Genomic DNA, 13,630 nt, shown 5'->3' with positions numbered 1-13,630 from the left:
TTTACAGAGATAGTACATAAAATTAATATGAGAAGTGACGAAGTAAAAAAAGGAGTTCAAAGGACACCACATAGATCATTGTTCAGAGCTACCGGATTAAAAGACGAAGATTTTAATAAACCTTTTATCGGCGTAGCAAATTCATTTATAGAGATCATTCCAGGACACTTTTTTTTAAATAAAGTAGCTGAAATTATAAAAGATGAGATCCGGGCAAATGGATGCGTTCCATTTGAATTTAATACTATTGGTGTTGATGACGGCATTGCAATGGGACACGATGGAATGCTTTACTCCTTGCCGAGCAGAGAAATTATTGCAAGTTCCATAGAAACGGTCATGAATGCGCACAAACTTGATGCAATGATTGCGATACCGAACTGTGATAAAATAGTTCCAGGCATGATTATGGGTGCACTCAGGGTTAACGTACCCACAATTTTTGTCAGCGGCGGACCAATGGCAAAAGGGCATAAAAAAGATGGAACACCTATAGATCTGGCTACTGCTTTTGAAGCTGTAGGGAAACATGAAGCCGGAAACATGAGCGATGAAGAACTTCTGGAGATTGAATGTAATGCCTGTCCAAGCGGCGGAAGCTGTGCGGGTATGTTTACCGCCAACTCCATGAACACCTTGATGGAAGCTATGGGAATTGCTTTGCCCGGAAATGGAACGATACTGGCCCAAACCAGCGAACGTGAAGCACTTTACAGAAGAGCTGCCAAAAGAATTTGCGAAATAGCTTTAGACCAAGGTTCAAGTGAAAAATTCAAAATAAGAAACATATTGAATGAAAATGCTATAAGAAATGCATTTGCCGTTGATATGGCGATGGGAGGAAGCTCAAATACCGTTTTACATATGCTGGCTATCGCAAATGAAGCCGACGTTAATTTTGAACTTAAAGACATCAATGAGATCTCTAAAAACGTTTCACATATTGCTAAAATATCTCCGAGTCTGTCAACCGTTCATATGGAAGATATAAACAGTGCTGGTGGTGTAAATGCAGTGATGAAGGAGATGACAAAAAGAGGTACTAACGTATTGCTAGATAATCTGACTATCAGTGGAGAAACCTTGTTAGAGAAGATTGCAGATGCCGAAATTAAGGATAAAAGTATCATCCGTACCGTCGATAATCCATACAGCCAGGTAGGTGGATTGGCTATCCTTTATGGAAATCTGGCGGAGCAGGGTGCTGTAATTAAAACAGCAGGCATCACCGGTGCCAGGGTTTTAACTGGTAAAGCCGTATGTTACGACGGTCAGGCAGAATGCGTTGCAGGAATCCTTCTGGGAGAAGTAAAAGCTGGTGATGTTGTAGTGATTAGATATGAGGGACCAAAAGGAGGTCCGGGTATGCAGGAGATGTTATCACCAACAAGTTTGATCATGGGCATGGGACTGGGAAGTTCCGTTGCGCTGATTACAGATGGAAGATTTAGTGGCGCAACAAGAGGTGCATCAATTGGCCACGTCTCTCCTGAGGCAGCCGAAGGCGGTATGATCGGTCTACTTAAAAATGGTGATGAGATTCATATAGATGTCGATAAATACATCCTGTCGGTTAATTTGACCGACGAAGAAATCACAAAAAGAAAAGCAGAATTCATGCCGGTTAAAAAGATTTTGAAATCAAGGTGGCTTAGTCAATATAGGGCATTAGTAACTAATGCAAGCCAGGGAGCCGTTTTAAGGACAGATTTATAATTTATTCAGCATTAAGAATAAAACACTTATCATTTCAATAGCTTGAGTTAGAATCAAGCAAATTTTAGCCAATGAGCCATTACTGATTTAAAATCGGAAATGGCTCATTTTGTATTACAGATGTATTTCAAAGCAAATTTGTAACAGATAGTAATCTCTGGATTTTAAGTTATTGAATGGATATCACACCTAGTAAAAATCCGGTAAAAGTCCCACTTATAGACCCTACAGTCGGACTCATACTGGATTTTTATTGCATTCATATTGGAATTTTTCACTATCATTTAACTACTTTAACTGCTGCATCTATACAACAGGCACTGTAGATTAATTAACCTTCGTCAATGACACATCATCAACATAACAAAAGCATTTGCTTGAGCATCTGCGAGAAAACCTACCTCTACCTTTCCCCCTCTGATTGATATATTTGAGATACTAATTGTTTCCAAGAAGCATTTTCCTCCTTCACACTACATAAAAGGGTTCTACCATTACTACGAGCAAACATTTCAAGCTTGGCAAAACCGGTGCTGTTTTTTACTTTAGTTGTCATAACATATCGTCTGTTTTCCAGCTTGTTAAACTGGGTACAGTTTATTTATGTTTATCAACCCCTTACTTAGAAACATTTCTTTTACCTTTTAAGAGAACTTACTGGCCAGTATGAATTCAACAATATTGTCAATTTATTTAAAAAAAAGTCCAATAATCCTAATAAAACCTTTAATTAATCCACGTTGAGTTAAAAAAATCAAATCGACACATATGCTCACTAAAAAAAGTGTTATTGAGAACTACATTTTTCACAATGACACCAATGACTACAACCACATTTCTAATTTGTGTATATCATTTAAACCCCTATTTCAAACAGCTGCATAAAATAACTAAACCATGGGATAATGAGACAAATAGACGATTTTCTGAACATTTAAAAAATTACAAACCAGTTATATTTGATTCAAAATACGGAAAGATAAGTCTCAAAAACCTTACTTAATTTGTTTAAAACTAATCATTATCAGATTTTATAAAATCCATTTTTGTCTCACCATGAAATAACTACAATGAGCATAATAACATAGCCTAAGTAGTTTGGCTTTCCGTTTCTCCATGAAACGGATACTGGATACTGGTAAGCTCTGGACGTTCCAACTCAGCAGGAGTAACAATATCAGCAAATTCATGCAGGCTGATTTCGGAGAACCTGCAGATCCTGAATATGACTAAAAAACTCGCCTCTTTATAACCCCACTCAATATTGTAGTAGGTAGCGGTTGACAATCCGGCAGCTTTAGCTATCGAGCTGCCGCTTATACTATTAGATTCCCGTAATTTCTGTAGTGTTTGTCCTATGGTTACCATAAAAAAAATATGAAAAAAGATGCACTGATTGAAAAGAGATGCAATAAAAATTATAACCACTTTTCAAATATATTTTTCACCGAACGCTTAGGTAGATACTAAGTCTTTATCATGATTTATAAGTTTAAAAATGCTGTTGCAATTCCATCAGATTTAACAGAAATAATACTTTTACCACCATTAGTAAATAAGCTAATTACCGCTCTACCATTATACAATTGTACTTTTCTTGAACCTGATGAAGTACCTTGGTTATCTATCAATTTTCCATCTCCGGTTACACCGAAATACACATATTCTTTAGCATCTAAACATAATACATTATTGGCATCCAACAATTTAGCTTCGATGGTGATTTTGCCATCTGCATCGGCTATTTCTTGCAATGTTAGTTTAGCAGGAGCACCCCATTTAGCTGTTTGATATTCTTGGGTGATATTGTCTGTTACTGTTTTTTTTCCTCTTTTAGCAATAACTTTGAGCTCATTTTTTCCTTCCTGATAATTCACCATCCAACGTAAACCTGCGGCAGGGTAATCCTGAGAGTTGCGTTTTTTTACTCCGTGACTTTTTCCGTTCAAAAACAGTTCAACTTCATCTGCATTGGAATAAACTTTCACCATCCTAGCTTCACCTTTTTCTCCCCAACGTACCGGCCAAGAATGTCCATAAATATGAGCCATTAAACTATTTGCCCAGTAAGATTGGAAAACATAATAAGCTTCTTTCTTGGTAAAATCTCTTTCTACAACACCTTTTTGGTTCATATAAGGCACCGGATTATCTGGACGAACTGGTGTAGAAAAATCTTTAAAAGGCCAATAAACCGAGCCGCTTAACCATGGCATGGTTTCCTGTTCTTTTAAATGCCAATCAATCAAATTACAGATGTACGATTCACTCCAATCCCCGTCTTTAGAAACTCTGGCACTTCCTCCATATAACGATGCATCACCTTCTCTTTCATCTCCATTACCCGCTTTTTTCACTTTGCTTAATGCATCATCAGGAGATTCTGAATGTCTGCCAGCATGGCTATCGCCTCCCCATTCTACATGCAAAAAGCGATCAACCGAATCAAATTCTTTTTTAGAAATTTCTTTGTATTCGGTATAAATCCCGCGGTACCAACCTGCCCAAATAGAGGGAGAATATACATCGACAATGTCTTTACAAAAATCACAACGACGAATGGCTGTCATTCTGGTTTTATCTAAATGATGGCTTAAATCGTTCAATTCGCTCATGAAAGCTCTAATTTTGCTTTCATCAAAAGTGGTAAAATCGTTAGGCCAATCGTTCTCGTTCCCTAATCCCCAAATTATAATTGCAGGATGGTTATAATGCTGTTCTATCATATTGGTCAACATTCTTTTGGCTTGCGCCTGATAAATTGGACCACCTAAACCGCCTCGACACCATGGAATTTCTTCCCACACTAAAATCCCCAAACTATCGCAAAGGTTTAATACAATTCGAGACTGCTGATAATGCCCTAAACGGATAAAGTTTACACCCATATCCTTCATCATTTGTATTTCGGTGCGAATCATATCTTCCGTCATGGCAGCTGCAACACCAGCATGATCTTCGTGGCGATGAGTTCCTCTTAATAATAAACGTTTTCCGTTTAACTTAAAAGGACCTTTTTTCACAAATTCAAAATTACGGAAGCCTATTTTTTCAGTTTGAGTTGCAGTCTCGCCATTTTGGTTCACCTTAACTTCAACCGAATAAAGATTTGGAATTTCTGGAGACCATAATATTGGTTTTTTGATAGTCATCAGCGAAAGCTCTTCTTCTATTTTAAAGCTTTTTAATTCTTTTTGGCTGTTGCCGATGATTTTACCTTGTGGATCTTTTACAGTGATATCTACTACCGCATTTTGAATGCTTTTTGGATTATAAAATCGAGATGAGATTTTTAATGTCCCTTGTTTACCTTCCGCATCAACCTGTGCCAAAGCAAAAACTTTATCGATGGATAGTTGAGGTTGATAATCCAAATTGAGGTAACGGTAAATACCGCCATAAACATTAAAATCTGATAAATCGGAAGGAATCATTTCTAAATCTCTGGAATTATCACACCTAATAGCAATTGGAATTTGATTTGCAAAACGCTTAGCAAAAGAGGTGTCTTTTTTAAATGCAGCAACTGCATCGGTAATATCAGCCGTCCATTCATCATAACCACCCACATGTTCGGCAACTTTGGTATTGTAAACGTAAACTTGTGTTTTTTGTCCAGCACCTTCAAAATGTAAAATGGTACGTCCGTTTATATATGGATTTTCAATTTTTAGATTAATACGATACCAGCCTGGTCCCTGGTAATAATTCACATCAGGATCTACAGCATCTTCTGCGTTGAAACAATGCGGCAAAGTCACTTTCGACCAAATAGGCACACTCTCAGAACTTCCTGGTTTTGTCGGTCGCATAGCTTCCCAAATTCCACCCAAATCACTTTTTAAAAACTCCCAATTATTTATTAATCTTTGAGACTGTTGGGCGTTTGCATTAATAAAAGAAAATAGGAAAACTGTGGCTAAAACAATCTTAAATCGAATCATTAAAATATTATTTTTTTTTGCAATTAAAACATTAAAACTACGTGTTATAAACCTTTAGTTATTGAAAAACTTTAAAATAGAGCTGAAATTATTTTTTCCATTTAAAAGAACTAGATGATCAGATTAATAACTAGCTGATTACTTAATTTGTGCTCAAAAAAAAGAATTTTAAAGAGCAAAAGATTAACGTTATTTAGCCAAATAATAAACTAAATTGGTAAAAAAGCATAAAACCCACAATCTTTTACAACTCATTCTTGGAGTAGTCTGTTCAGCAAACATCTTAGAAAAGATTTTAGTTCTACTTATATAGGCCGGGCAGGATCCTTAAAGATATCTTTAATACCATTTTCATTAAAATTTATCCAATTTTAAAATAGATTTTAGAGTTTGAGCGTAGCAAAGTATTAATACAAATTAACAGTAATACATTTATAAAAATTTTCGTAACTATTCAGGTATAGGAAATCTAAAATTCATGAAACCGATCAAGTTATTAACATAGGAGAGATAGAAATTTAAATTTTCAGGCCTAAATTCACAATTGGTTGATAAAAGTGTATCCAGATGTGTAAATCCAGCAGGTTTATAATACGTCAATAACCATAATAATGTTAATTTTTTACAAAGCATAAAAATCAAGCCATTGTTACAAAGTGATACCATAAAAGCTCTTACAGCACTTGTAGAAAAACAAGCCGTTCAAATAACAGCTTTACTGATTCGTGTTGAAAACTTGGAACAGGAGCTGTCTTTTTACAAAAACAGGAAGAACAATGGCAATTCGCATATCCCTTTTCAGTGGATTAGGGAAAGCCCAAACGCAATTAAAGCTTAAGGGAGAAAAGTGGTAAAAAAGCAGGCGGGCAACAAGGACATGAAGGGTCAACAATGGCCTTCCGCACAATCCCTGATGAAATCAAGATCCATACACCGGAATATTGCCACTGTTGTGGTGATGATCTGAGTGCTATAGCGGCCATCCCCTTAAGTAAACGTCAGGTAATCGATATCCCTCAACCAGTGGCTATTTGTACCGAGCACCGGACCTTCTCAAAAACGTGCAGCTGCGGACATACCACTAAAAGTAGTGCTGGTTCATGACCGTTGGGCCGCACATTTCAAATGTGAAGCCATTCAGCATCAGATCTGCCTGGCACATTTGCTTAGGGATCTGAATTATATCGCCCAGATACACAAGGACGCCTGTTCCAAATCTTTAAAGTCGGTACTTAAACAGGGCGATTTGCTTAAATAATGATGCCGGTTGTGATGCTTTATTGGAAAGCCTTACAAGGAATGAAGTAGAACAGTCCCTGATCGGGTTGCTCAAACTTCAATTGCCCTATAAGTACAAAATAGCCATCAGGTTACAAAAGAAACTGCGCAAGATCAGTCATCATATACTTTGGTTCTTACATTACAAGAGTGTTCCTCCTGATAATAACGGCTCTTAAAGGGCGATCAGGACCATTAAAGTAAAACAGAAAGTATCCGGAGGGTTTCGCTCTCTGGATGGTGCTGATGGCTTCGCTATTATGCGATCTGTTATTGATACCACCATTAAGTATGGTAATGATGCCTTTTATGCCCTAAAACTAATCGCTAACTTTAGTCCAGAATAGTTACCAAACTTTCATGATAATTTTAAGACTAGGCCGCCATTACTTCTTTTTGATAAATCAATGGACTTTTCCCCATTATATTCTTGAAGCTTTTGTGAAAACTTGCAAAGTTATTAAACCCACTTTCATAACAAACCTGCTTAATATTTAGTGTATTACTTATCAATAGCTTACAAGCATGTCCAACTTTAACCTCCGTTAAAAATTGAGAGAATGTTTTTTGAGTGTGTGATTTAAAATACCTGCAAAAAGAATTGGGGCTTATATTAGCCACTTCTGCGATCTCTTCTAAATTTATTTTGTTACGATAATTCGCAAAAGTATAATCGTAAATATCGCGTATTCTATCACGCTCTGATAACTCAGCGTCCATTCCAAAACCTACTGAGGTAAGCACTTCAACCTCTTCGCACTTACTAACCTCAATTAAAGCATGTACAAGATAAATTATTCTTTCTGCTCCGCTGGCTGATAGCATATTATTAAGCAGGGATACTATCCGCTCTTTGTCACCTTTTATTATTTTAAGTCCTCTTCTAGATTTCTCCAACAATACCTTTAATGGTTTATTTTCAGGTAAATTACAAAAAGCATCGCCCAAAAAATTTTCAGAGAAATGCGCTACTTCAATATTAGGAGTAAGGTTAAACTCATCGTGAGTATAACACTCATCAAACCGCCAATAATGCGGTAAATTTTTTCCTACTAAAACAATATCTCCGCTATTAAAGGGCATTATGCTATCTCCTACAAATTGAGTTCCTTTTCCTTCAATGAAATGTATGAGTTCAACCTCTTGATGATAGTGCCATTTATTATTTATAAAAGGCTTAAAGTCTTGCCGAACACTTAATGACTGCGTTGGCTCCATAGATACTTTTAGTAATTGTGGTTTCATCCTAGTTAATTTTAGTTAATAAAAAAATAAAATACAATTGGTTCGCTCAACAAAGTTTTCTGCATAACACTTTTCTTTTTGAATAATGTAAACTGCTTATTTAACTCTCGAAGATTATTTCTTTATCTCGCTTTATAGTTGGTACCAGCAAAAGTAGGGGTTGTAGCTTAATATGATAAGGGAATATCTTAGGAAAGATACAGTAGAATCTTAGTATTCATCATTTTTTGATAGTAAAATGCAATTCAAATTGATTTTTCTGAAATAAAAAAGTAAGCATCAAAAATGAGAGAAGCGAGATCCATGAACGGGCTTACCGCAATACGCCACTGAGCCAGGAGCAAAAGATGCAGAACAGGGAGAAATCAAAAGTAAGGGCCTGTTGGAACATGTATTTGCCTGGATGCACCGACACGGCCATGAACTAAAGATGATGACCATTGGTATAGACCGTGAAACAGCAAAGATCACACTGATGAATATGGTTACAATATGACCCGCGAAATTCACATTATTCAATCCGGTAGGAGAAGTGTGTCCATACTATAATAAACAAGAAAAAAAAAGGTAATAAATACCTTTTTAGTCTGTTATTTTGCGATTTAGTCGAATTTTTAGTTCATAATTTATTTTATGAAATTGATTATGAACTAAATGAAAAGTATTTAAAAAAAACAGGGTTATTAGGACCTCCCCAATGTAATTCTTATCAAATAAATTGCTTAGTTGGTTTGAAATTTAAATAAATACGCTGTTTACTTAGCGATTCGCTTGCGAAAAAATCGTTATCAAATATCGTTTTCCCTATCAGGTCTTGAATTCAAACATTAAAATTCTCACTTTGCTTATTAAAATCTAAATTAAAGACATTGCCTATTAACAGGTTTGGTTAAGCAAGTGTATCTATTTTAGATAATTCAAAATTAATTACGCTCAACCCCTTTTCTGTTGCAACTCCATCAACTAAACTAACTTGCAACATGAGTTCAATAATTAAAATCGTACAACTTATTATTTTTTACAGTTTGGTAGTTTAATTATCGAACTGTCAAGGTGGCAATACTAATACATTACCACCTTGACAGTTTATTTTATAAACTCTTTTGTGAAAAACCTGGCTTAAGTAAAAAAATCATTCTAATTGTTTTTAACATCTCCAAATCCAGTATTATACCAAAGATCAACTACTGTATCATTTTTCTGAGGTTCTCCGGGAGTACTTCTGCCTTTATCTATATATCGCTGTATTAAAGCAGTTAATTTTTTTACCTCCTTAGGATTTTCCTTATAAACGTTATGTTGTTCTTTAATATCCGTATTTAAATCATACAATTGTATGGCAGGCAATCCTTCTTTAACAGCGGCTGCATTTCTTGGCGCTGTCCATCCTCCAGAACCTGGAGCAAACTCTAGCTTCCATTTACCTTGTCGGATTGCGAAATTACCGTCAATAGAATGATGTATGGTTGCCTCTCTGATTACTTTTTTGTTTTCTCCTTTTAAATAAGGTAGTATATTATAACTATCCTCTGCTGCATTGTCTGGAATATTTTGATTTGTAATTGCTCCCATAGTCGCCATAAAATCGCTCAAACAAACTGTTTCGTTACATTCAGATTTCGTTTTTACTTGTGCAGGCCAGCGAACTAAGAAAGGAATACGATGTCCACCTTCCCAAATATCTGCTTTATAACCACGGAATTGCATACTAGGGTAATGACCTAAGGCTTCCACATCAAAAGTTTTTAAAACGTAAGGTGCAAATCCGTTATCACTCGTAAAAACAACAATAGTGTTTTCAGCAATTTTTGCTTCATCCAATGCCTTTAAAAGTTCTCCTACTGCCCAATCTGTTTCTAATACATAATCTCCATATTCGGTAACTCCGCTTTTCCCCTTAAACTGATCGTTAGGAACAATTGGTGTATGAGGTGATGGTAGCGTGAAATATAAAAAGAAGGGTTTCTTTGCTTCAGCCTGATCTTTGATATAACTTACTGCTTTAGACGTGAAATCTGGCACACAGTTTACTGCTTCAAAATCTTTCTCGGCAAGGCCACTCCTCCCATATGTTTTAGTCACAGTAGGTAATCCAACGGTGTGGTTATTTTCTATATAGATAAATGGAGGTATGTCTAGTGAGGATGCTAGACCGTAAAAATAATCGAACCCTAAACTATTTGGACCACCTGTTATATTTTTTGTAAAATCTATATCAGAGTTATCTTTAATAGAGTTATGAGCCCAGCCTAATCCCAAATGCCACTTACCTATACATGCTGTACTATAACCATCGTTGTGTAATAAGTCAGCAACTGTGAAACGTGTTGAATCAATTAATGGTTCGTCATACCCATGCAAAACACCCTGTTTCAGCCTGCTACGCCATGCGTATCTACCAGTTACAATACTATATCTCGAAGGAGTACAAACCGAGGAGGAGGAATGTACATCGTTAAAGATCATGCCTTCATTTCCTATTCTGTCTATATTTTTCGTTTTAATTTTACTTTGGACATTATACAAACTTACATCTCCGATACCAAGATCGTCCGTTAGGATATAGATGATATTAGGGCGTTTTGTTTCTTGAGAAAATGTATTAAAACGTATTAAAACATTTAAGAATAATAGGATACCGATTTTTTTCATTTGGATTAAAAGCTAAAGAGATGATTGAAGCCATCTATTACATGTTACTATTATTTAGGCTACTTTTATGTGAGTTTTTATACTAATAATTATATGATATTGGCATTTTAGCTAAAACAGACTGCTGTTGCATTTACAATGGTTTCGTATATTAATTTCAATATCATAAACTATTTATTTTGTTGTCGCTCTTAAAACAAAATCAACAATGGGTTGTGGATTGGCCAAACTATGTGGGTGATGTTTTGCTCCTGGCTTATGAATGATGGTTATATTGCCGCCAGCAGCTTTAATTAGTTTAGCAAATGGAATGGTATTCTCGTCAATGGGAGCAGCTTCGTCCTCATCTGCAATAATATGTAACATGGGGTATTTCCCTTTTACAATATCTTTTACTTTATCCATCGGACTATCTTTGGCCGTCTTGGCTTGCTCATCAGTTTTGTAACCAAAATCTGCTTTATAAATTTCCCAATCTTTTTTACTTCCCTTACTTTTACCGAAAGCTCCTGGCCAGCTTTTTACATCCATTACGGCATTATCAGCATAAATACAAGAAACTTTTTTAGGATTAAGTGAGGCCCATGCGTAAATGTAAATTCCTCCTCTGCTATAACCTTCCAATACTGCTTTTTTAGATAAACCCAATTTTTGCAAGTAAACGTAAAAATCATCCCATAACTGGATGGCTTCTTTATTCCCGTAAAGCTCAGCAACATCACAATATACCAAGTGGTAGCCTCGCTCTAACAAAGCAATATCAGCCTGAGGTTCATTCCCGAAAAATCTGGCTCGCCAAACCCATGGTTTTCCTTTTATCGCATTTTTTGGTTCTACGATTTGGGCTTGCCTACCTTTAAAAGTAAATTCATAATTCTTGAACCCGTAAAATGATTTTTCTTTTTTTTGTTCTTTGATTCCGTTAGAAATATCGAAAGCATAGAATTTCGCATGAAGCAGTTCATATAATCTCTTTGCAATGAAATTTGCACCTTCTGCATTGGGATGTACTTTATCTGGCATTAAGGCTTCTTTATCTTTAAAAAGGCTATGTAAATCGATGATTTCTAAGTCCTGTTGAAAAGCCCTGTTTTGTATTGCGGGAATCATAATATCCGCAATTGGCTTGTCCCATATTCCGCTAGTATCTATTCTAAAAACAGTAATGGGCGTAAGCAAAATAACCTTTGGCTTTGACGCTAGATTTTGAAAACTCTTAATTAAATCCTTATAATCATCACTAAATTCACTCAGGTGCTTTCTGTTTATAAGCTTAGAATCATTAGTCCCTAATGCAATAAAAACAATATTAGGCTCACTTTTTAATGCTGACTGATATGTAGTAGTTGCCCAATATGGTTTATTCCCATTTTTCAATAAGGTAGTCCCGCTCACTCCAAAATTAGTCACTTCGTAAGTATCGCCGAGCATTTGTTGTAGTCTAGCTGGGTAGCTTTGTGTTGCCCTGTCTGGCAGAAAAGCACCGTAAGTGATGCTGTTGCCTATACAAGCTATTTTAATTTTTTCTTTCGCATATAGATGATTCACTCCGATGAGCATCAAAAAAAACAGAGAAGCTTTTATATATTTCATTTATTTAGGATTATTCACCAAAAACCAAGGAATTCTGATAACGTTTCCTGTGGTTCTTTCTTTGGATTGATTTACGATTAATTTGAGTAAGTGTTTTCCTTTACCTAAGTCATCAGCTAAAAGTAGGTAACGAGGCAAGTGTAATTTTTTACTGTACTGGGTATTAATATCTATAGGATCATAATGCTTTCCGTCTATTTCATAAGCTAGCACACCCGCATCAGGACCAGACAAGACGGTAATGCCTAAAGTATTTCCTTTAAATTTTAATTCAAAATTAGCTCCGTTTCCTTTCCCTTCTAAAATTGGAATATCTACAAAGCCTTGTCTAGTGGAAGCGCTATCTTGAGGTTCCCATTTTTGAATGATTTTAAAGCCTGTATTCTTTCTAACTTTACTTATTGGCCAATAAATTCCATCGTTATAATTCCCGACATCAAGCGAAGGGGGAAATTGATGAGCGAAAAGTTGCTGTTGTACATCTTGCTCAAAACTTTCGTTAAAGATGGAACTAATTGTATTGGTGTAATAGCGTTGACCAAAAGGTGATGGATGAAGATTTTTAAAGTCTTTTTCCCAAGTAAATTCACCAGCATCTATTCTTTCAGTAATTTCTTTAGCCAAATTAACAAATGGCAAATGGTAGTATTTAGCAATATCTTCATGCACTTTCACCTCTCTTGGTATTTTTCCTGCTTTATAATCAGCTATTTTATCCTGATCTACAAAAGCCATCATTACAATATCAGTATATGGATTAGCTTTTAATGCATGTCTAATAACGCCTTCCAATGCTCTCCTCTGTGTTTTTTCATTTGTGCCATTAACAGCATCATTTACTGCCGACTCTACAAAAAGCAAATCTACTTTAGCACTATCCAGCAAATCCTTTTGTAATCTAAAAGCATGGGGTAAACTGCCTAAAGAAGAGATCCCAGCATTTATAAATTTGAATTTTGTTTCTGGATATTTTTGAGCTAATTTTTGAGAAACCAAAGCCCGCCATCCATCCATATTGGTAATAGAACCGCCTAAATAAGCTATGGTAATTTCTTTTTGCTTTAAAATCTGATAAGTTGTATTTTGTAATTTACCATAATAAGTGACATAATCGCTACTTTTCTTTTGAGCAAAAATGCTGGTATAAATTAATAAGAAAGTGAGCAATAAAAAAATATTTTTCTTCATAACAAGATGATAAT

At 35.7% G+C, this 13,630-nt stretch carries 10 protein-coding genes; 4 read left to right on the top strand and 6 right to left on the bottom strand.

The window, feature by feature from the left end; genetic code table 11:
• Nucleotides 1-27 precede the first annotated feature (27 nt).
• Complete coding sequence (gene ilvD, locus ADIARSV_RS15230; RefSeq protein WP_040300289.1) at nucleotides 28-1,716, top strand: dihydroxy-acid dehydratase; 1,689 nt, start codon at nucleotides 28-30, stop codon at nucleotides 1,714-1,716.
• Nucleotides 1,717-2,805: 1,089 nt separating this feature from the next.
• On the opposite strand, the gene ADIARSV_RS15225 is transcribed toward ilvD, so the two are convergent.
• Both ADIARSV_RS15225 and ADIARSV_RS15220 read right to left on the bottom strand, forming a co-directional pair.
• Complete coding sequence (locus ADIARSV_RS15225) at nucleotides 2,806-3,084, bottom strand: helix-turn-helix domain-containing protein (protein WP_152439915.1); 279 nt, start codon at nucleotides 3,082-3,084, stop codon at nucleotides 2,806-2,808.
• A 116-nt stretch (nucleotides 3,085-3,200) separates the two neighbouring features.
• Nucleotides 3,201-5,660, bottom strand: a complete 2,460-nt coding sequence (locus ADIARSV_RS15220) for a glycoside hydrolase family 2 TIM barrel-domain containing protein (RefSeq protein WP_016196490.1) — start codon at nucleotides 5,658-5,660, stop codon at nucleotides 3,201-3,203.
• A gap of 646 nt (nucleotides 5,661-6,306) precedes the next feature.
• Between ADIARSV_RS15220 and ADIARSV_RS15210 the strand changes: the two genes are divergently transcribed.
• The 3 genes from ADIARSV_RS15210 to ADIARSV_RS23245 are packed head-to-tail and all read left to right on the top strand — an operon-like array spanning nucleotide 6,307 to nucleotide 6,918.
• Nucleotides 6,307-6,498 carry a hypothetical protein gene (locus ADIARSV_RS15210; protein WP_016196489.1) on the top strand — a complete coding sequence of 64 codons (192 nt, stop codon included), beginning with the start codon at nucleotides 6,307-6,309 and terminating at the stop codon, nucleotides 6,496-6,498.
• 53 nt (nucleotides 6,499-6,551) lie between these two features.
• On the top strand, nucleotides 6,552-6,764 hold the full coding sequence (locus ADIARSV_RS21605; RefSeq protein WP_152439914.1) for an IS66 family transposase zinc-finger binding domain-containing protein: 213 nt from the start codon (nucleotides 6,552-6,554) through the stop codon (nucleotides 6,762-6,764).
• Nucleotides 6,751-6,918: a transposase gene (locus tag ADIARSV_RS23245; protein ID WP_016196487.1), complete on the top strand. Its 168-nt coding sequence runs from the start codon at nucleotides 6,751-6,753 to the stop codon at nucleotides 6,916-6,918. The genes ADIARSV_RS21605 and ADIARSV_RS23245 overlap by 14 nt, the downstream gene beginning before the upstream one ends.
• Before the next feature lie 395 nt (nucleotides 6,919-7,313).
• Here ADIARSV_RS23245 and ADIARSV_RS15205 read toward each other — a convergent pair whose 3' ends face one another.
• The 4 genes from ADIARSV_RS15205 to ADIARSV_RS15190 all read right to left on the bottom strand — a co-directional run bounded on the left by ADIARSV_RS15205 (nucleotide 7,314) and on the right by ADIARSV_RS15190 (nucleotide 13,616).
• On the bottom strand, nucleotides 7,314-8,183 hold the full coding sequence (locus ADIARSV_RS15205; RefSeq protein ID WP_016196486.1) for an AraC family transcriptional regulator: 870 nt from the start codon (nucleotides 8,181-8,183) through the stop codon (nucleotides 7,314-7,316).
• A 1,137-nt stretch (nucleotides 8,184-9,320) separates the two neighbouring features.
• Nucleotides 9,321-10,835 (bottom strand): sulfatase family protein, encoded by a 1,515-nt coding sequence (locus ADIARSV_RS15200; RefSeq protein ID WP_016196484.1) that lies wholly within the window; start codon nucleotides 10,833-10,835, stop codon nucleotides 9,321-9,323.
• Between the two features lie 174 nt (nucleotides 10,836-11,009).
• The gene (locus ADIARSV_RS15195; protein WP_040300285.1) at nucleotides 11,010-12,428 is read right to left on the bottom strand and encodes a GDSL-type esterase/lipase family protein; all 1,419 of its coding nucleotides are present in this window, start codon (nucleotides 12,426-12,428) and stop codon (nucleotides 11,010-11,012) included.
• The gene (locus tag ADIARSV_RS15190) at nucleotides 12,429-13,616 is read right to left on the bottom strand and encodes an SGNH/GDSL hydrolase family protein (RefSeq protein ID WP_016196482.1); all 1,188 of its coding nucleotides are present in this window, start codon (nucleotides 13,614-13,616) and stop codon (nucleotides 12,429-12,431) included.
• Nucleotides 13,617-13,630: the final 14 nt, after the last annotated feature.

The organism is Arcticibacter svalbardensis MN12-7 (genome assembly GCF_000403135.1).
GTDB lineage: Bacteria > Bacteroidota > Bacteroidia > Sphingobacteriales > Sphingobacteriaceae > Arcticibacter > Arcticibacter svalbardensis.
The sequence above is the reverse complement of the archived record's forward strand: the minus strand, read 5'-3'. Positions and strand labels throughout refer to the sequence as shown.